The organism is Paenibacillus dendritiformis, assembly GCF_021654795.1.
Taxonomy (GTDB): domain Bacteria; phylum Bacillota; class Bacilli; order Paenibacillales; family Paenibacillaceae; genus Paenibacillus_B.
In genome coordinates this window covers 6,281,723-6,299,101 of record NZ_AP025344.1, presented here as the reverse complement: position 1 = coordinate 6,299,101, position 17,379 = coordinate 6,281,723, and the positions used below count along the sequence as shown (strand labels likewise).

General features: G+C 47.0%; 23 protein-coding genes and 1 tRNA gene. 21 read left to right on the top strand and 3 right to left on the bottom strand.

What is annotated here, in order from left to right; all coding sequences use genetic code 11:
- Nucleotides 1-440 precede the first annotated feature (440 nt).
- Nucleotides 441-1,433, top strand: coding sequence for a transcriptional regulator (locus L6439_RS27965; protein WP_213471742.1), 993 nt, complete (start codon nucleotides 441-443; stop codon nucleotides 1,431-1,433).
- 68 nt (nucleotides 1,434-1,501) lie between these two features.
- On the opposite strand, the gene L6439_RS27960 is transcribed toward L6439_RS27965, so the two are convergent.
- A complete protein-coding gene (locus L6439_RS27960) occupies nucleotides 1,502-2,854 on the bottom strand; it encodes a transposase (protein ID WP_213471782.1) in 1,353 nt (450 codons plus the stop codon).
- Nucleotides 2,855-3,078: 224 nt separating this feature from the next.
- Between L6439_RS27960 and L6439_RS27955 the strand changes: the two genes are divergently transcribed.
- The 9 genes from L6439_RS27955 (at nucleotide 3,079) to L6439_RS27915 (ending at nucleotide 9,526) form a co-directional block, all read left to right on the top strand.
- Nucleotides 3,079-3,327: an aspartyl-phosphate phosphatase Spo0E family protein gene (locus L6439_RS27955; protein ID WP_237096676.1), complete on the top strand. Its 249-nt coding sequence runs from the start codon at nucleotides 3,079-3,081 to the stop codon at nucleotides 3,325-3,327.
- A gap of 76 nt (nucleotides 3,328-3,403) precedes the next feature.
- Nucleotides 3,404-3,664 carry a hypothetical protein gene (locus L6439_RS27950; protein ID WP_213471632.1) on the top strand — a complete coding sequence of 87 codons (261 nt, stop codon included), beginning with the start codon at nucleotides 3,404-3,406 and terminating at the stop codon, nucleotides 3,662-3,664.
- A gap of 5 nt (nucleotides 3,665-3,669) precedes the next feature.
- Nucleotides 3,670-3,930 carry a hypothetical protein gene (locus L6439_RS27945; RefSeq protein ID WP_213471631.1) on the top strand — a complete coding sequence of 87 codons (261 nt, stop codon included), beginning with the start codon at nucleotides 3,670-3,672 and terminating at the stop codon, nucleotides 3,928-3,930.
- 259 nt (nucleotides 3,931-4,189) lie between these two features.
- Nucleotides 4,190-4,378 (top strand): hypothetical protein, encoded by a 189-nt coding sequence (locus L6439_RS27940; RefSeq protein WP_237096675.1) that lies wholly within the window; start codon nucleotides 4,190-4,192, stop codon nucleotides 4,376-4,378.
- Between the two features lie 586 nt (nucleotides 4,379-4,964).
- Nucleotides 4,965-5,780: a nucleoid occlusion protein gene (gene noc / locus L6439_RS27935; protein ID WP_168178513.1), complete on the top strand. Its 816-nt coding sequence runs from the start codon at nucleotides 4,965-4,967 to the stop codon at nucleotides 5,778-5,780.
- A gap of 195 nt (nucleotides 5,781-5,975) precedes the next feature.
- Complete coding sequence (locus tag L6439_RS27930) at nucleotides 5,976-6,737, top strand: ParA family protein (protein ID WP_168178514.1); 762 nt, start codon at nucleotides 5,976-5,978, stop codon at nucleotides 6,735-6,737.
- Nucleotides 6,730-7,584 carry a ParB/RepB/Spo0J family partition protein gene (locus L6439_RS27925; protein ID WP_213471630.1) on the top strand — a complete coding sequence of 285 codons (855 nt, stop codon included), beginning with the start codon at nucleotides 6,730-6,732 and terminating at the stop codon, nucleotides 7,582-7,584. The genes L6439_RS27930 and L6439_RS27925 overlap by 8 nt, the downstream gene beginning before the upstream one ends.
- A 217-nt stretch (nucleotides 7,585-7,801) precedes the next feature.
- On the top strand, nucleotides 7,802-8,971 hold the full coding sequence (locus L6439_RS27920) for an aminotransferase class V-fold PLP-dependent enzyme (RefSeq protein WP_213471629.1): 1,170 nt from the start codon (nucleotides 7,802-7,804) through the stop codon (nucleotides 8,969-8,971).
- Between the two features lie 27 nt (nucleotides 8,972-8,998).
- Nucleotides 8,999-9,526 carry a DUF4446 family protein gene (locus tag L6439_RS27915; protein WP_213471628.1) on the top strand — a complete coding sequence of 176 codons (528 nt, stop codon included), beginning with the start codon at nucleotides 8,999-9,001 and terminating at the stop codon, nucleotides 9,524-9,526.
- On the opposite strand, the gene yyaC is transcribed toward L6439_RS27915, so the two are convergent.
- Nucleotides 9,523-10,110, bottom strand: a complete 588-nt coding sequence (gene yyaC / locus L6439_RS27910) for a spore protease YyaC (protein WP_237096674.1) — start codon at nucleotides 10,108-10,110, stop codon at nucleotides 9,523-9,525. The two genes, L6439_RS27915 and yyaC, sit on opposite strands and share 4 nt — an antisense overlap.
- A 106-nt stretch (nucleotides 10,111-10,216) precedes the next feature.
- On the opposite strand from yyaC, the gene L6439_RS27905 reads away from it, so the two are divergent.
- From L6439_RS27905 to L6439_RS29835, 5 genes are all read left to right on the top strand, one after another.
- On the top strand, nucleotides 10,217-10,492 hold the full coding sequence (locus L6439_RS27905) for a putative Se/S carrier protein (RefSeq protein ID WP_213471627.1): 276 nt from the start codon (nucleotides 10,217-10,219) through the stop codon (nucleotides 10,490-10,492).
- Nucleotides 10,493-10,496: 4 nt separating this feature from the next.
- The gene (locus tag L6439_RS27900) at nucleotides 10,497-11,426 is read left to right on the top strand and encodes a mechanosensitive ion channel family protein (RefSeq protein ID WP_168178519.1); all 930 of its coding nucleotides are present in this window, start codon (nucleotides 10,497-10,499) and stop codon (nucleotides 11,424-11,426) included.
- Entirely contained in the window at nucleotides 11,416-11,622 is a 207-nt protein-coding gene (locus L6439_RS27895; RefSeq protein WP_168178520.1) for a DUF951 domain-containing protein, read from the top strand. The genes L6439_RS27900 and L6439_RS27895 overlap by 11 nt, the downstream gene beginning before the upstream one ends.
- A 47-nt stretch (nucleotides 11,623-11,669) precedes the next feature.
- Nucleotides 11,670-11,760 (top strand) — tRNA-Ser (locus L6439_RS27890).
- Nucleotides 11,761-11,930: 170 nt separating this feature from the next.
- Nucleotides 11,931-12,086, top strand: coding sequence for a putative holin-like toxin (locus L6439_RS29835; RefSeq protein WP_369009965.1), 156 nt, complete (start codon nucleotides 11,931-11,933; stop codon nucleotides 12,084-12,086).
- Between the two features lie 499 nt (nucleotides 12,087-12,585).
- Here the strand turns inward: L6439_RS29835 and L6439_RS27885 are convergent, their stop codons facing one another.
- On the bottom strand, nucleotides 12,586-12,780 hold the full coding sequence (locus L6439_RS27885; RefSeq protein WP_168178521.1) for a YjzC family protein: 195 nt from the start codon (nucleotides 12,778-12,780) through the stop codon (nucleotides 12,586-12,588).
- 276 nt (nucleotides 12,781-13,056) lie between these two features.
- On the opposite strand from L6439_RS27885, the gene rpsF reads away from it, so the two are divergent.
- From rpsF to L6439_RS27855, 6 genes are all read left to right on the top strand, one after another.
- On the top strand, nucleotides 13,057-13,344 hold the full coding sequence (gene rpsF, locus L6439_RS27880) for a 30S ribosomal protein S6 (protein ID WP_168178522.1): 288 nt from the start codon (nucleotides 13,057-13,059) through the stop codon (nucleotides 13,342-13,344).
- A 47-nt stretch (nucleotides 13,345-13,391) separates the two neighbouring features.
- On the top strand, nucleotides 13,392-13,886 hold the full coding sequence (gene ssb, locus L6439_RS27875; protein ID WP_197256945.1) for a single-stranded DNA-binding protein: 495 nt from the start codon (nucleotides 13,392-13,394) through the stop codon (nucleotides 13,884-13,886).
- Nucleotides 13,887-13,906: 20 nt separating this feature from the next.
- Nucleotides 13,907-14,182 (top strand): 30S ribosomal protein S18, encoded by a 276-nt coding sequence (rpsR, locus tag L6439_RS27870; protein ID WP_168178524.1) that lies wholly within the window; start codon nucleotides 13,907-13,909, stop codon nucleotides 14,180-14,182.
- A gap of 618 nt (nucleotides 14,183-14,800) precedes the next feature.
- On the top strand, nucleotides 14,801-15,778 hold the full coding sequence (locus tag L6439_RS27865; RefSeq protein ID WP_168178525.1) for an LCP family protein: 978 nt from the start codon (nucleotides 14,801-14,803) through the stop codon (nucleotides 15,776-15,778).
- Nucleotides 15,779-15,894: 116 nt separating this feature from the next.
- Nucleotides 15,895-16,317, top strand: coding sequence for a CBS domain-containing protein (locus L6439_RS27860; RefSeq protein ID WP_168178526.1), 423 nt, complete (start codon nucleotides 15,895-15,897; stop codon nucleotides 16,315-16,317).
- Between the two features lie 127 nt (nucleotides 16,318-16,444).
- A complete protein-coding gene (locus tag L6439_RS27855; protein ID WP_213471626.1) occupies nucleotides 16,445-17,371 on the top strand; it encodes a DUF2232 domain-containing protein in 927 nt (308 codons plus the stop codon).
- The last annotated feature ends 8 nt before the right edge of the window (nucleotides 17,372-17,379 follow it).

The window sequence follows — 17,379 nt, the reverse complement described above, 5'->3', positions numbered from 1 at the left end:
CCATTTTGAACGCTATCTGCGCCTTACCGTAGGGTAATTGCTGTAGTTTTGCAGCAATTCTATTTTCGCATACTCGTGCCAATGAAAATGCTGCATTCATGCAGGATTGGTGGAGAAGATGACTAGAATGACGGGAGATACGGCAGCATTAGGGGAGTGGATGATCGGAGGTGCGTATAATGATGATAGTTCCCTTGAGACAAAATTCGACTTCGTCTTTAATTCCTTGCTTGTTCGAAAAATTTCAGAGGTATCGTTACTTGGCGTTCCTGAAAGACACGTACATGTTTCCATTCCATATGCTCACCCCCTTTTGAATTATTTCCCCGAAATCTCTTTGATGAATTGTACTACATTACTTATATCTCAATATTATTTACATAACAATCATGAAATGGTAATGTATAGATAACTGTATTCCATTATAAGGAAGTGAAAGTGTGAGTTCCGTCAATCTGGTGTTCTTAACCTTGGGGGAGTTGCTTCAACGTTATCGCCAGGAACGGGGGATGACGCAGGTACAATTGGCTGAATTATCGGGAGTGAGCAGAGGGAACATTTCAAAGATTGAAAATGGAGTAATTCAGCGCCCAGATTATAATACGATCCAGCCGCTTATATCAGTTTTGGAGATTCCCCTTGAAGAACTGTTGGAACCACTCGTGTTTGCAAAGCCACAATCAGATACGTTATTGGCACTACTCCACGACTCCTTTTCATATCAAAATGCATCTATAAGCGCCAAGATCGCCTCATATTTATTATTAGAATCGGAAGATGAAAACAGCGATGTAATAGCAAAGAAAATATTACTAACTGCAGAGCAGTTTCCCGACAATACCGAAATAAAGCTTGCTTTGCTCGATACGGTCATAGCCTATGCCAGAAGCCACGGCGTGCTGCCACAACTTGCGCAAGGATTACTTCAAAAGTATTTGATTGAACGAGATGACTTCAGCAAGCTGGAAGAGACGTTTTGCTCGGGAAAATCCATTTTGAAATATGCCGAATTCCTATCTATCGAAAACCGAATCACCTTATACTACAAGTTGGGTGTCCATGCCTATCACTTGCGAAGATATCCCGAATCTATCGAATTGTGCAAGCGAATTGTCATTGAGGATGAGACAGAGAGCAGTTTCAAGGCTTATTCTATACTTATGATTTGTTCTTCCTATTTTCATCAGGAACAGTACGAGTTAGCCGAGAAATACTTGAAAGCATTCAGTTTGTTCGACTTTCCTTTTGTGAAAGAGAATGTTGATTTTATGACGGCTAAACTTAATGAACGAAAGGGACAAACAGATTTAGCAATTATGCAATTACAGCAATGCCTAAACACTTCTTTTTATAAAATGAATATCGTGAATTCACTCCTTACTATATATTTTTCTAAACACGATCATGATTCTATACAAAAGTTACTTGAATGAATCAATTTCATAATGCATAATTACAAAACTGTAGATTAACCGAATTAAAGTATTTCCTTTTTTGAAAATTATGCAGCTTGCTCTTGGAATTGACGATTTAAACGATCACATGCTAATTTTATACAATTGTAAACCAAAGTAACCAAGTTAAAATGAACCTTAGCTTTTTGACCCGTTCGGTGTCTCACATTGTTCAATTGGAAGAATTCCTTCAAGTAAGCATTCACTCTTTCGACTGCAGAACGTCTCTTAGCGATTTCTTTCCAATGCTTTGAGCCTCTGGCCGGGGCGGTATATTTTCTAAGATCAGTTGTTATCTTCATTTTATAGACTTTCTGGCAAAGTGAATCATGCGCCAATGGACAGCTTTCGCATTCTTTCGGTCGAACATATTTGAGTGTTCCATATTTTGAATCGTAGCTGTCATAACGATAAGAATGCTCCCTTACACAGGTTGGGGCGAAGTGTTCGTCAAATCCGTCGTGTTCTGGTTCTCGGCGACGGTTATACGCAATTACAGCATGTGCCTCTGCTTCTCGAACTTGCTTGTATATAGGTTCATAATCGTATCCAGCATCCATGGTTGCGTACTTGAAACTGAAATTCGGATGCTGTGAAGCAACCCCTTTTAGGAGTGGAATGGCCGCTTTACCGTCATTCAAGCTTCCGGAAGAGAGCAAGGCTCCGAGGATATACTGACTCTGCGTTCCAATGGCAAGATGACCTTTATAGCCATACCAAAAGACATTTTTTCCATCACTATTTTTCTTGACTCCCCACTGCGGATCAAGAGGCATTTGATCTCGCAAAACATGGAATGATTCATTTAATTGAGCGGCAATTTCTTTTTCGAAGATTGGTTTTTGTTCCTCTTCTTCTTGCTTTTGTTTGAGCCAAGCTTCACGTTCGGCTTTTGTTTTTCGCCCACGCTTTTTTGGCTCAGGTTTTTCCTTTTCTTGCTTCGCAGGTGCCTGATCCCGAGCTTCGATATGGGTCGCATCGATTGCAACCGTATCGTCTGTAATGAATCCTTCTGCCATGGCTTGTTCGAGTAACTGCTCTTGCATGTCCTCCAGTGCATGGCTTTGGCTCATCTTGCGCACCAACCGGGAATAGGAAGAGGCCGAAGGAATCGCTTCTGAAAGCATAAAGCCACAATCCATGCGGAATAAGATGTCATGTTGAAGTCTCTTTATTAAATCTTTAATCGTAGGAATACGTTCAACGATTCTAACAATCAAGGAATAGACCATCGCCCTATAATTCACTTCAATGGGGGCACCATAAAAAGATGTTTTCCTGACCAAACGCAAGATCGGAGTGATGTCGATTGTAGAAAAAATCTCACGAAAACGATCTTTTTGTTCCATCTCATAAAGCTCTTGCAGGGTAAATAAGCTCTCATGTCGAATATAGGGCATAGGGAGTTCGCCTCATCTCTTTGGGTATTGTGTGGATACTTTACTTATTCGAGATTTGGGGAGGTACTCCTTTTTCTGTACCTTAAAAACCCAGTCATAGCAAGACTTTCGATTTATGAAATTGATTCGAATGTGAAAATGAATTCATTGGATCTGATCTATCAAATCCTATAATTAAGACCGGTCATGCGTATTATTTTATGAATAAGGGGAAGTTTTTAAATATGATCGGCTTACATAACGAAGCCGTCGCTTGTCTCGTGAAAAGCGTGTCTATACTTTATGAAATTAGTAAAGAAGATGAAGAGCTAATTTGCAAAATTGAAAAAACCAGAATAAAAATGGAAAAGGCAGTTCTAGAGGGAAAAAATCTTACTGATGTATATGTAGTAAACCTCAGCCAAGAGTTAGATGAATACTTAGTAGAAATTCAGAAAAAAGGGCTTATTAAAAGGGTCTTATGGCTAAGCTGAAACACACAAGTATAAACGTTAGGGCAGTCAAAATAGATATTGAATCTGAAAAAGTTTCAATTGTGGGTGAGTTACTATGGACTACATAATCATTGAACCTGGTCGTAGTATCGGAACGGTTAAGCTGGGGATGACCAGAGATGAAGTAAATTGGTGTATCCAAAAATATATTCGTGAGTACAATGATGAAGAACAACGCCATTTTGAAAGTTATATTATCCCTGAATATGATGAGAACGAAAAATTGATAGCACTGCAAGTAGTACGAGATTTAAAAAATACGCAAACTTTATATGTTATGAAATCGATGTCTTTAATACAAAGGCAGAAGATTTAATCGAAATGATGGATAAAATAACGTCATATCTAAGAACAAGTGAGCCCGATTTAGGATCTATTTTTGACTTTACAGAGGTTGGTCTTTCTTTCTACAGGTCTAACGTCTTTACTGAAAAAGAGATGGAGGAAGACTGGTTCAAGTTAAAATCGCCAGAAGAACAGGAAGATGACATGAAATATTTGTACTTTGAAACCGTGATGGTCTGTGGATTGGATTATTATGATTTGTTAAGGAAAGCGAGGGAAGGAAAGCTGCTAGAATAAGAATAATATATTATCATGACAGAGCCGCAGGAGTAGTCTTGCGGCTCTGTCATGATTTACCCAAGCTCAATGTACCACCCAATATGCCGTGAGCTTCGGCTATTCGCAAGGATGAGTATTCACCTGTTTTGTCATGGAATTTTTATCTATCATGAGACCGAGGCGAGTAAGGTTCGATTCGGTCTCCAGCGTTAAGCCATCATCATTTATTACAACATTTGGATGGACTAAACCGTTTCCATAATCAGGAGGGATACGCATGCGTTATTTTTTATTCTTGACCTTTATAATGTCCCTATTTGTTTCAGGATGTTCTTCTCAAGAGAAGCTATCGACATCAAGTAATGAATGGAAAATAATTGGGGTCATATGGAAAGGTTATATGTACCAAGCCACGGAAGAGATGGTAACGGAGATCGATGAAAACATTGGCGCCGTTGAAAAATGAATCTTTTTTGAAATCATATCAAGATACGTTCTCAAACAAATACCCAGTTGGAACCAATCTATATTCGATAAAGGATACTCCCGTTACAGAAGCGATTGCTGCAGAAGCGAGTAACAACACCTACTATAAACTATATTGCGAGGGAAAGATTCGCGGAGATAAATCGGGAAAATGTAAATGAGCGGCCTGTGTACGTAGGCCGTTTTTTGACGTAACGGACACAGCAAAGTTTCATCGTTCCTATATGGATAATCCATTATCAGATCAGTTCCGAGAATATCTATGAAACGCAGGAACATCATGGTATCATGTAAAGTAGAGCAGAAATGGGTGCCAATGGAATTGGTGATTTGTTCCACGTGGAACAATTTTTTTGTTCAGGTTCTCTCCTTGCAGGAAATAGGTGCCTGCTTGGAGAATAGTTAGGAATAGAGGATAGCTGTATCCCATGCAACGGCATGGATATAGCACGGGTAGGCTTTTTCATGTAGGTATGGATCACGGATTATACAATCCGATGGAGCAGAGCAACTGCCGCTTCTTCAAGTGTCTGGCATTATTTTGAAGTTAGGTGGTATTATCGGATATGAAAGAACAACTGTCTCGGTTATTCGGTTTTGCAGAGCGGGAAGCGCTGGATGAGGTGAAGCAGCTTCCGGTGAACGAGATCGTCACCAGTCCTTATCAGCCGCGCACCATTTTTGATGATGAACGAATTGATGAATTGTGTCAGACGATTAAGACTCATGGTGTGATTCAGCCCATCGTGGTTCGGCAGCGCAACGGCAAGTATGAGATTATTGCCGGGGAGCGGCGTTGGCGGGCCGTGAAAAAGCTAGGCATGGACACCATCCCGGGGATCATTCGAGAAATTAACGATTCTCAAGCGGCGTCGATTGCCCTCATTGAGAATTTGCAGCGTGAAGGGTTGACCGCCATCGAGGAAGCGGTTGCTTATCAGAAGCTGATCGATCTCCATGATCTGACACAAGAAAGCTTGGCGCAGCGATTAGGCAAAAGCCAATCGACGATAGCCAACAAGATTCGGTTGCTTCAACTTCCGGAAGCAGTCAAGACAGCTCTGATGGAACGCAAGCTGACGGAACGTCATGCCCGGGCACTGTTGGGTCTCGATTCGGAAGAATGGCAGCTCAAGTTGTTGAATGAGATTATTACGAAAGAACTGAATGTGAAGCAGACGGAAGCGAGAGTCGCTTTCTATAAAGAAGTCAATAAGGCCAAAAAGACGAAACGCATTTCGTTCACGAAAGATGTGCGTTTGGCCTTGAACACGATTCGCCAGTCGATTGATATGGTATCCGGATCCGGCCTGAAGATTAAAACGAATGAAACGGATCACGAGGATCATTACGAGATTGTGATTAAAATTCCGAAACGATAAAATCGCGTCTTGAAGTCCAATAATGTGCTGCATGTCTACCGTTGCTTAGAATCGGATGAAGACGTTGGTGTTGTTCTGATGACGGAACGTTAGGGCGGCAGCCAAGACGCCGCTCTTTTTATTGCACAGGAAAGCAATTCAAGTTCTCGATGCAGCTCGAGCAGGCAGAAAGAATCAACATTGAGGTGAAGAGGAATGGCTAAAGTCATTGCCATTACCAACCAGAAAGGCGGCGTCGGGAAGACCACGACGACGGTGAATTTGGGTGCGGGTTTGGCGTTGCTAGGCAAGCGGGTATTACTGGTAGATATCGATCCGCAGGGCAATACGACAAGCGGAGTAGGGATCAATAAAGCAGATGTAGCCAACTGCATTTATGATGTCATCATTAATGACGTCCATCCCAAAGATGCGATCGTTCCCACGATGGTCGAAGGATTACATATTATCCCGGCTACGATTCAACTGGCGGGGGCCGAGATTGAGCTGGTGCCGACGATTTCACGGGAAGTCCGGTTGAAGAAGTCCTTACAGCTTGTGGCCCATCAGTATGATTATATTTTGATTGATTGTCCGCCGTCTTTAGGGATTTTAACAATTAATTCGCTGACGGCTTCTCATTCCGTCATTATTCCGATTCAATGCGAGTACTATGCCTTGGAAGGCTTAAGCCAATTGCTCAATACGGTAAGACTGGTGCAAAAACATCTCAATACATCCCTGCAAATCGAGGGCGTTCTGCTCACGATGCTGGATGCGCGTACGAACCTGGGCATTCAAGTCATCGAAGAAGTGAAAAAGTATTTTCAACAAAAAGTGTATCAAACGATCATTCCTCGGAATATCCGTCTGAGCGAAGCGCCGTCGCATGGACAGTCGATTATGACTTATGATCCGAAATCGAAAGGCGCCGAGGTATATTTGGAACTTGCGAAGGAAGTGATTTCATATGAGTAAGCGTTTGGGACGCGGCTTGGATGCGCTCATTCCTTCTTTATCCGTGAACGATGATGATAAGGTTACGGAAGTGTCCTTGCAGCAATTGCGTCCGAATCCTTATCAGCCGCGTAAAAATTTCGATGAACAGTCGATTCAGGAGTTGGCCGAGTCGATTAAGCAGCATGGTGTCATTCAACCGATTATTGTCCGGAGCGTCGTCAAAGGATACGAAATCATTGCAGGGGAGCGCCGTTACCGGGCTTCGCAATTGCTTGGGCTGCCAACGGTACCGGCGGTCATTCGCAGCTTTTCCGATCAGCAAGTGATGGAAATTGCTCTCATTGAGAACCTGCAGCGGGAAAACCTGAATGCGATCGAGCTTGCGCTCGCTTATCAAGGTCTTATGGATCAGTTCTCGCTTACGCAAGAGGAACTGTCTGTAAAGGTCGGCAAATCACGATCGCATATAGCCAATTTCCTGAGATTGCTTCAACTTCCGGAAGAAGTAAAGGAATATGTTTCACGTGGAACACTATCGATGGGACATGCACGCGCTATCGTAGGCGTAAAAGATACAACGAAAGTGAAGCAGCTTGCGAAATCGACGATCGATCAAGGCTGGAGCGTCAGACAACTGGAAGAAGCGATACAGCAGCTTCACCAAAAAAACAAACCGGCAGACAAACCGAAGGCTGTTCGCCATGACCCATATTTGCATGAAGTAGAGGAGAGCCTGCGCGAGCAATTCCGCACCACGGTCCGGATTAAGCAAAATAAAGACAAAGGAAAAATTGAGATTGCGTATTTCAGCAAGCAGGATCTGGAACGGCTGCTGGAAATGCTGCAGACCGTTTCTTCCAAATAATTTTTGCAAAAAAGCTGGACACTTGGTTGTCATCCTAAGCCCAAAGGATTAAACTAAGAATGCCAGTTTTTTTCTGTTTTGAGAACCAATTTCCGCGAAGATTCCGGTCTGAAACGGCTGGTTTCCAGGGATATATTGGGATAGAAAAGGTTACAAAAATGTTCTATTTGTCGATGCCGGGATAAGGTAAAGTTATAGATAGAATGAGGTGGATGAGATGGGCGGAAGAGCGGGTGCGCCTCCGATCATTTATATGGATCATGCAGCCACCTCGTGGCCCAAGCCAGCATGCGTCATGGAAGCGATGCAGCGCGCGATGCTGGAAGAAGGAGGGAATCCGGGGAGAGGCGGACACCGCATGGCCGTGAAGGCAGGCAAGCGCATTCTTCATGCGAGAATGGCGGTGGCCAAGCTGTTCCAGGTGGCCAACCCGGTAGATATTGCCTGGATGGCCAATACGACGATGGCGTTGAACACTGCTATTCATGGCTACGTCCGGCCGGGGGATCATGTCGTAGCAACGGGTGTAGAGCATAACTCGGTTACTCGTCCGCTGGAGTGGTTGATGCACCATCATCAGGTTGAGGTCACTTATGTCGAACCGGATGCGGCCGGAACGGTCGATCTGCATCGCGTTCGGCAGGCTTTGAAGCCTCATACCCGGCTCGTGATCTGCAATCATAGCTCCAATCTGTTCGGTTCCATCCAACCGGTAGGGGAGATTGCGGCCATTGCGCATGATTATGGCGCGAAGCTGCTTGTGGATGCCGCCCAGTCGGCGGGTCTGCTGCCCATCTCGGTGCCGGCGATTGGCATTGATATGCTTGCTTTTCCCGGCCACAAAGGCCTGCTTGGGCCACAGGGAACCGGCGGGCTATATATTGACCCGGCTCTCGATGTCCAACCCCTCGTACAGGGGGGAACGGGAAGCTTTTCCGATGAAGCGGTTCATCCTGCGACGCGGCCGGATTGTTATGAAGCGGGGACGCCGAATACGGTCGGGATCGCTGGTTTGGAGGCAGGGGTACAATTTGTACTGCAGGAGACGGTTGAGGCCAAGTATATGAAGGAATGGAAACTGGCACAGAAGCTGATGGAAGCAATCGAGCGGTTGCCAGGCCTGCGTGTCCTTGGACCTGAACTCGGCCAGCCGCGAACGGGGATCGTATCATTGGTCAGCGAACGCGTCGATAGTTCCGTCTTGGCCTATCGCCTCGATCGGGAGTTCGGCATTGCGGCGAGGGCGGGATATCATTGCACTCCTGCAGCCCACCGGGCTGCGGGGACGTTGGAATCCGGCGCGCTTCGCATTAGTGTCGGCTGGAATACGACGGAGGCAGATATCGAACGGGTAACGGAAGCTCTACATTGGTTATGCATCGGATAAGCTAGAGGCAGGAGAGAACAGAAACCTATGATGAATGAATTATGGAATGAATGGTTGCCGCTGGTTGTACTGTGTACGGCAGGGCTATCTCTTATGTTACTATTACTGGTATGGATTCAGGGCGTGAAGCTTCGCAAGCTGCGGCGGAAATACATGTCCATCATGGGGGAGAGCGGCGTAGAGCAGCTCGATCTGGTGCTGTCCAGCATGCATGATGACATGAGCCGGTTGCGGGATGGGTTCGAGCAGCATCAACGTCGGATTCAGCAGTTGGAAGGAACCGCAGCCAGAATGAAATCCCATGTCGGCATTCAGCGCTATAACGCTTTTGCAGAGCATGGGAGCGAACTGAGCTTCTCGATTGCCTGGGTTAACGATGAACAGGACGGCATTGTATTGACAGGCATTCACGGGCGGGATCATTCCTACGTATACGCTAAGCCTGTGGAGAAAGGACAATCCGCGTATACCTTATCGCCGGAAGAAAAGCAGGCCCTTGAAGCGGCGGCAGCCAGCCGTGGACAAGCCGCCTCGGTGAAGGCTGACAGAGATTAGTTAACCGGGGTTGTCCCTTCGATCGATTGATGGATCACTTCTCCTATCAGTTCGGCCATGCTCATGACCAGATGAAGCCGAGTATTTTGCAGCACGAAATATTCCATGAAGCCTCCGACGTTGACGATGCCGGTTATGTGCATGTCGCCGACCGGGGGCAATTGTTTGTTCACTCCCGCACCCGGACGGACAGGACCATGCTGGATCTGAACCGCGCCTACGCTGCTGCTCTGGCCAAGGCAGGCATCCACGGCTAAGATGAAGGTACTCGGGTCTTCCTGCCGCAATTCATCCAGCTTGTCCTGCAAATTCATGGCATGGACCGGCTGCTGAAGCGTTCCGAAGACGCGGTAATGGGAACTGGAACGCTTGACCAGATACGTGCCGACGAGGGGGCCCAGGCAATCCCCGGTGGAGCGGTCGGTGCCAATGCATACAACCGATAATGATTGGTAAGGGGCACGCAGGCGCAAATGCTCGCGGCAGGAACGGACCAGCGTCGTCAGCGCTTCCGGCGTGTTGTAATCCACTTTGCATGGCAGACAGTCTATGGGAGCAGGAGAATTGGATAGAGAGTAACTCACGGCGCAACCTCCGTTTCTACGAAATAGTAGTAACTAGTATATGGATGAAAGAGGAGTTTTATACTCGGAAGAAGGAAATCATACTGTTAAGGAAGGATGCGCCGTCATGAATGGAATAGAAGCGGAAGAATGGCTGCTGGCCTTTGATTCTACCCAGCATGCGCTGCGAATGGAAATGCTGATGGAATACCTCGATCTGGACATTGACACTTGTCCGACGCCGACACAGATTACGGCAGGGTGCGCACTGTCCATTCAGTTCCAGCCTGACGATCTGGGGGCGGTGCGGACCCTGATTCGAAGCGAGCGGGTCGAGATTCGCGGGATATTCTATAAGCGGAATGATCACTATATTCAATTGATAGAATCGGCAGAGGAGTGAGAGGATGCTGCAGGCGGAACCGGAAGAGACGCATATGATGGAGCAGAACATCGAACAGACGGTGGGCATTTTTCAGAAATGGCAGCATCAGTTGATGGACTGGATCACGGATCCTTCCACATGGGAATGGCTGATAATCAAGTCCATCCGGATCGTGCTCATTATTCTCATCTCCCGGATTGCGATTAAGGTGGTCTTCCGCATGATTGACCGAGCAATCAGCAAGAAGGGAAGGGGCAATCTTGCGCTTAATCCGCGCCGGCTCCTCACGATTGTGAAGCTGCTCAAAAATGTCACCTCATTGACACTCAACTTCACGATGATTATGTTCATCTTAATGGAGTTCAACGTCAATCTCGCGCCGCTGCTGGCCGGGGCAGGGGTCGTTACGTTTGCGATCGGCTTCGGCTCGCAGAGCCTGGTCAAGGACGTGATGACCGGTTTTTTCATTATTTTCGAGGATCAATTCGCCGTAGGGGATGTTGTCAAGGTAGGACAGTTCCAGGGCACGGTGGAAATGATCGGTTTAAGGTCTACGCGGATACGCAGCTGGACAGGGGAGATGCATATTATCCCCAATGGAAGCATTACGGACGTAACCAACTACTCGATCAGCAATTCATTAGCGGTGGTGGATGTTGTCATTGCCGCGGATGAAGATGTCGATAAAGCCATTCATCGAATGGAGAAGACATTAGCCGCCTTGCCGGACCGCGAACCGAATGTAATCCGGCAGCCGCAGGTGCTTGGAATTCAGACAATGACCCGCACCGAGACGACGATACGCATCATCGCGGAATGCAAGCCGTTCACTCAAGCGCAGGTGTCCAGACTCATCAATCTGGAGGTTAGAAAAGCGCAATATCGCAAAGAAGAGGAAGCGGCAACGATTGAAAATTATGAAGGAAAGGGGCTCTCGACGAATGGAACGTAAGCAATTTGAACTGGGGGATATTGTGCAAATGAAAAAGCCGCATCCATGCGGCACGAATGAAATGGAGATTATCCGTATGGGGATGGATATTCGGATTAAATGCGTAGGGTGCAAGCACAGCGTGCTCATTCCGCGGGCCAAGTTCGAAAAAAGCATGAAAAAAGTGCTTCGGTCGGCAGAAAAAAAAGTGGAGTAAAACATCTTGCATTTTTAAAGTTCATGTGTTAAAATGAATTGTGCTGTGGAAAGGTACCCAAGAGGTCCAAGGGGGCTGACTCGAAATCAGCTAGGCGTGTCAAAGCGTGCGTGGGTTCGAATCCCACCCTTTCCGCCACTTTCACTTTAATTCTACGCTCTGGTATGATACTGGAGTTAATGTACATACCTTCGTACGTTGGCTGCTTCATAACGACGAACTGATTCGATACCTCTTACCGATGAGTAGGAGGTATTTTTATATGGTTTACCCTTCCGAAAAGTAGGATATAATTGCCATGCAATAGAATGGCTTTATGGGCGGTCGGCCAATCTCCCGGAAGGGAGGTGATGCCAGTGAGCGTATACGAAGCAATGTCCGTTATGTTCCAATTCGGGATATCGATACTCGCGTTATTGACTTTTGTCGGGACGCTGCTGATATACATGCACACAAAGAAATAGACCGCCCTTGCTGAAGGGAAGCGGTCTATTCGCCAACCTGAAAAGCCGCCGCCTTTGAAGCGGCTGTTGTGAAGAGTCGTGTTCGGGCACGGCTCTTTTTCTATTTATATGATAGCATGGCAGTTTTTATACGTCTACATGATTTGGATTAGAAGAGAGTCGGATCTTCTTCCGTGAAGACCCCAGCGTGAAGCCATCTAGACAAATGAAAGGACTCCGCAGTTGCAGAGTCCTTTCCTGGTTGACGGTGCTTGATTAGACTTTCTTTACTTCACTTCTTCAGATGGCTCAGGTTCATCTATATGGCTGACCATACAAGATTCGTGTTTCAGACTAAAGTGTCTTTGGCACAACCCCTCGCTTCTCTTATGATGTTATCGTAAAGTTTGCGTCATCACTCGGCTGTTTCGCTGCAACGTTCAACGGAACCCACCTCGCTTCGCACCGTCAGTCGTTATTATGGCTGTTCATGCCGATTTTATGCGCTCGGTACAATTATTTAGTGGGTAAGTGCGTGGGATTTCTTTTTCCATTTACGGTCTTTGTTGGTCGTCTCCGGGAACGTTTCGCCTTTTTTCAATCGAATCTGCTTCGGATCCTGAATCTCGGTGTGGAAGCTTGCCTCGCCTACCTCCATGTAGATACCGTCGTTGGGCGCTTTGTCTCCCGGCTCGAATTCGGTCTTTTCCCCCATCGTTGCCACCTCCTGACATCGGCAGATTTGTCTCTTCCATTGTATTGTTCGCGTGCGGACACAGGTTCATGAATGGAGAATTGTAGGAGGGATATGCCTTATGACTTTTCAACAGCCCGGGGAATGGACATTCCGCGATAAAATCGGTCAAGACAGCGAAGGTATGGCTTGCGCCTTGGCCCAGTTTTTGATATATTTATTTAGTGCGAGTTTTCTCGCTCCTTGCTCCTGACGCACCGATCAGGGGCCTGAAGTCCAAGAGGAGGTGAACGTGAAATGCGCAAATACGAATTGATGTACATCATTCGTCCAGACATCGAGCAAGAAGCTGTCCAAGCTGCAGTCGAAAAATTCCAAGGCGTCATCTCTAACGAAGGCGGGGAAATTACGAAACACGACGTGATGGGCAAGCGCCGTCTTGCTTATGAGATCAAGAAGTTCCGCGACGGTATCTACGTTCTCGTGAACTTCACTGCACAACCTGCAGTGGTTGCCGAGTTGGAGCGTCAATTGAAGATCTCCGACGAAGTTATCCGCCATCTCGTAACAACAGACGTGGCTTAATTGCCGACCATCGTATTTCGTAAGGATACGTCGAAGGAGGGGATTACATGTTGAATCGCGTGATCTTGATTGGTCGTCTAACCCGTGACCCTGAATTGCGCTATACGCCATCCGGAGTTGCCGTGACGCAATTTACGTTGGCGGTCGATCGTCCGTTCTCGAACCAGAATGGCGAGCGGGAGGCGGATTTCATTCCCGTGGTCACATGGCGGCAGTTGGCAGAGACTTGCGCCAATTATTTGCGCAAAGGTCGGCTAACGGCTGTGGAAGGCCGAATCCAAGTCCGCAGTTACGACAACAATGAAGGGAAGCGCGTATACGTTACGGAGGTTATCGCCGATAACGTACGATTCCTGGAGTCCAACCGCGACAGCGGAGGAAGTCGTGACGATATGGGCGGAGGTTATGGCGGCGGACAGCCGAACAATAACTCACGGCCATATGGCGGAGGAGGCTCTAGTCAGTCCCGCGGTCCGGCAGCGGATCCATTCTCTGACGACGGCAGACCGATCGATATATCTGATGATGATTTGCCATTTTAATAGGGAAAGGACTGAATGGAATGAGCTTCAAGCAAAATGAAGGCGGCGAACGCAGCGAGCGTCGTTTTGGCGGCCGTAAAGGACGCAACAAGCGCCGTAAAGTATGCTACTTCACTGCGAACAAAATTACGCACATCGATTACAAAGACACGGATCTGTTGAAGAAATTCATCAGCGAACGCGGTAAAATTTTGCCTCGCCGTGTAACAGGAACAAGCGCAAAGTATCAACGTCTGCTGACTGTAGCGATCAAACGCTCCCGTCAAGTAGCGTTGCTGCCATACACCACGGAGTAATGCAAGAGAGCAGCCGGGTTAGTACCCGGCTGTTTTTTATGTCTTCATTTACATGTCTATCCCCCAAAAAATCGCAAATTTCCTCTTAAAACCCATTAATTTTTCCCATATTTTCAATAATTACATCAAAAATGTGACCAATCAGTATTTTATTTTTTCATCAAATACATGTAAAATAAAACTTGTTGTTTTCTGTAATTCGAAAATGTATGGTAGATCCAATGCAATACCTCATGGCTCCGCTCATACGACAGCTATAAAATAGATAAATCGGACCATGAGCAACTAGGGGTAAGCCGAACATGAAGTGAAGGCGGCTTCAACTTTTTGGCTCTAGCCGGGAAGAGGTAGCCGGGTTGAGCGAGTGTCGATCGGCAGGATGCGCCATTCATCAAGGGCGTGTCCGGGAGCATAATATGCTAAAGGAATGCATCGCGCGGATTGCGTCTTATGGGGAAGACGCGGCAGGAAGAAGCGATGTTTCATTTGTTGATCCAGTTGTGTAATCATCCGGCAAAGGGGTGCGGCCAAAGAACTTGCCCAAGAAAGAACAGCACAGAGAAAACGGGGCAGCGGGCAGGGCGCTACAAATTCATCAAAAAGGAAGAAGTTGATAGCATGAAAAAATATAAAAAATGGTGGATAGCCTTCTTGGTGATCGCCATCATCGGATTCGGAGGGTTTTTCTTCCGCAAACAGATCGCCGTCTTGGCGTTCGACATGTTCCTGTCGGGGCATGTGGAGGAAACACTGGAGAATTCGTACAAACCGATTGAAGGCAAAGAGGAAGTTATCCGGAAGGTTACCGAACCGTTCTCGGTGTTGCTGTTAGGGATTGATGCCCGCGGCAATGAAGTGGGGCGTTCGGACACCATCATTTATTCCGTCGTGCGGCCGGAAGACAATAAAGTCCTGCTGCTGTCGATTCCGCGCGATACGTACACCGAGATTATCGGCAAAGGGTTCGAGACGAAGCTGAACCATGCTTACGCATACGGGCAAGCGAAAATGAGCATGGATTCGGTGGAGAACCTGCTGAAGCATAAAGTTGATCATTACGCAACCATTAACTTCCAAGGATTGAAGGATGTCGTGGACGCGCTGGATGGCGTAGAGCTTCCGATCAAGGAAGACATTGTGAACAAGGATCCGAACCACGAGAAATTCCGGATTGAGGCGAACAAGCCAATTTACAACGGACAGGAAGCATTATACTTCGTCCGCTATCGCGAGGATTCCGACATGAACCGGACGATGCGGCACCGCACCTTCTTGAACGCCATTATGCACCGGGCAATCGAAATGGACAAAATCGGCCGAATTCCTGAACTTATTCAAATTATGGGTGATAATTTCTCGACCGATATTCGTCCCAAATTCATGATTGACCTGGCAAAGACGATGTTCACGCAGTCGGATACGCCGCAAATCAGCAGTTACATGCTGCATGGCGACGGCAAAATGATGAGCAATGTATGGTACTATATGGTTGATGAAGAAGATATGGAATATGTGCAGAAGCTCCTTGATAATTGGCTGGATCCGAACACGAAGAAGGCCGATCTGATGGAGCCGCGCGAGGTCAAGGAAGATTAAACGGATAAGAGTCAGTCGTGATTGCGGCTGACTCTTTGTTTTTGATATGGGAAATGTGTTAATTTAATCTTAGGGAGAAAATGGCCCCTGCTTGAAATGAGGAGGAGACCACGCGGATGAATATTGCTTTTTTCTTAACGCCCAAACATGAAGTCGTATGTTTGACGGTGAGCGCCACCTTGCGTCAAACCTTGGAAAAAATGGAGCATCATCGTTATACGGCCGTGCCTATATTGAATGACGATGGGGAATTCGTCGGGACGGTTACCGAGGGAGACCTGCTGTGGCATATGAAGAACTCGAACGGGAGCATCACCTTCGAGAACGCATCGCGTTTTTTGCTCAAGGATATCCCCTTGAACGTCCGTCATAAAACGGTGCGCATCGATTCGAATATGGAGGATCTGATCAACTTGGCCAAGGTGCAGAACTTCGTTCCGGTCGTTGACGATATGAACCGCTTTATCGGCATTGTCCGGCGCAGCCAAATTATAGAATATTGCGAGCAGTTCACGTCGAAAGCCATGAATATCAAGTAAATATGGTATAATGAAGAATGACGGTTTTATTGGGGACAGGGAAAAAATAAGGAAGTTAGCCCCGGTTCTTGCGTGACGAACGGAATAGAACCAAGAGGGAAGAAGAGCTTCTCAAGAGGTGAATAGGTTGAAATATCGCTGGTCATCGTTAGCATGGGCGGTTGCGGCGCTCGTATTGTTATTATCCATCCTACAACCGATTCAGGTGTTGACGATGAGTTTTATGGCGGTGCCGTTTGTCATGCTCTACGCAACACAATCCCTTCGCGGATTTATTCTGCATGGGGCGGCATTGTTATTGCTTGTATATGTTCTGCTCGGCAGCTTAGGGATGGTAGGCGTGCTGACGGGTGTATATTTTATGATTCCGGGAATCGTATTCGGTCATATGTTCAAACAGAAGCGGCCGGCCTTGAACGTCTATGTCGCGGGAACGGCCGCATTCCTCGTGGAATCGTTGCTGCTGTTGGCGTTTGCCAAGCTGGCATTTGACTTCAATGTGTATCATTACATTATGTCGCTGATGAACGAGAGCATGGCCGGACTGCAGCAGACAACGCTGTTCCCGGCGGATCTTACGCAGGAGATGAAGGAGCAATTCGTCATCCTGCTCAGCCAGATGATCCCGTTCATGCTGATTATCGGCGCCCTCTATATGGGCACCATTACTTATGCCATAAGCCGGGCGCTGCTCACGGCGCAGGGTATCGCGGTGCAGAAGCTGAAGCCGGTGTGGCAATGGATGCTGCCGCGGGCCTTAATCTGGTATTACTTAATTACGATCATCCTCGATCTGATCGTGCAGAAGACGTCAGGAAGCTTCCTGACCTTGATCTTGATCAACCTGGTGCCGTTGCTCCAACTCGCTTTTATGGTGCAGGGCATCGGCTTCCTGTTCTTCCTGGCGCATTCGCGGAAGTGGAACAGGGCAATTCCGGTCGTTATTACCATTGCAGTCATCTTTGTGCCGTTGTTACATGGCATTTTGCGAATTATCGGAATCGTGGATCTGGCCTTTCCGCTGCGGCAGGCCATGTCCAAGCCAAAAGCGTAGGGTGAAAA

Bases quoted from the DNA above. Each gene is read 5' to 3' on its own strand.
- L6439_RS27960 (WP_213471782.1), bottom strand. From the start codon at position 2,854: ATGCCCTATATTCGACATGAGAGCTTATTTACCCTGCAAGAGCTTTAT.
- L6439_RS27955 (WP_237096676.1), top strand. From the start codon at position 3,079: ATGATCGGCTTACATAACGAAGCCGTCGCTTGTCTCGTGAAAAGCGTG.
- L6439_RS27950 (WP_213471632.1), top strand. From the start codon at position 3,404: ATGGACTACATAATCATTGAACCTGGTCGTAGTATCGGAACGGTTAAG.
- L6439_RS27945 (WP_213471631.1), top strand. From the start codon at position 3,670: ATGATGGATAAAATAACGTCATATCTAAGAACAAGTGAGCCCGATTTA.
- L6439_RS27940 (WP_237096675.1), top strand. From the start codon at position 4,190: ATGCGTTATTTTTTATTCTTGACCTTTATAATGTCCCTATTTGTTTCA.
- noc (WP_168178513.1), top strand. From the start codon at position 4,965: ATGAAAGAACAACTGTCTCGGTTATTCGGTTTTGCAGAGCGGGAAGCG.
- L6439_RS27930 (WP_168178514.1), top strand. From the start codon at position 5,976: ATGGCTAAAGTCATTGCCATTACCAACCAGAAAGGCGGCGTCGGGAAG.
- L6439_RS27925 (WP_213471630.1), top strand. From the start codon at position 6,730: ATGAGTAAGCGTTTGGGACGCGGCTTGGATGCGCTCATTCCTTCTTTA.
- L6439_RS27920 (WP_213471629.1), top strand. From the start codon at position 7,802: ATGGGCGGAAGAGCGGGTGCGCCTCCGATCATTTATATGGATCATGCA.
- L6439_RS27915 (WP_213471628.1), top strand. From the start codon at position 8,999: ATGATGAATGAATTATGGAATGAATGGTTGCCGCTGGTTGTACTGTGT.
- L6439_RS27905 (WP_213471627.1), top strand. From the start codon at position 10,217: ATGAATGGAATAGAAGCGGAAGAATGGCTGCTGGCCTTTGATTCTACC.
- L6439_RS27900 (WP_168178519.1), top strand. From the start codon at position 10,497: ATGCTGCAGGCGGAACCGGAAGAGACGCATATGATGGAGCAGAACATC.
- L6439_RS27895 (WP_168178520.1), top strand. From the start codon at position 11,416: ATGGAACGTAAGCAATTTGAACTGGGGGATATTGTGCAAATGAAAAAG.
- L6439_RS29835 (WP_369009965.1), top strand. From the start codon at position 11,931: ATGGCTTTATGGGCGGTCGGCCAATCTCCCGGAAGGGAGGTGATGCCA.
- L6439_RS27885 (WP_168178521.1), bottom strand. From the start codon at position 12,780: ATGGGGGAAAAGACCGAATTCGAGCCGGGAGACAAAGCGCCCAACGAC.
- rpsF (WP_168178522.1), top strand. From the start codon at position 13,057: ATGCGCAAATACGAATTGATGTACATCATTCGTCCAGACATCGAGCAA.
- ssb (WP_197256945.1), top strand. From the start codon at position 13,392: ATGTTGAATCGCGTGATCTTGATTGGTCGTCTAACCCGTGACCCTGAA.
- rpsR (WP_168178524.1), top strand. From the start codon at position 13,907: ATGAGCTTCAAGCAAAATGAAGGCGGCGAACGCAGCGAGCGTCGTTTT.
- L6439_RS27865 (WP_168178525.1), top strand. From the start codon at position 14,801: ATGAAAAAATATAAAAAATGGTGGATAGCCTTCTTGGTGATCGCCATC.
- L6439_RS27860 (WP_168178526.1), top strand. From the start codon at position 15,895: ATGAATATTGCTTTTTTCTTAACGCCCAAACATGAAGTCGTATGTTTG.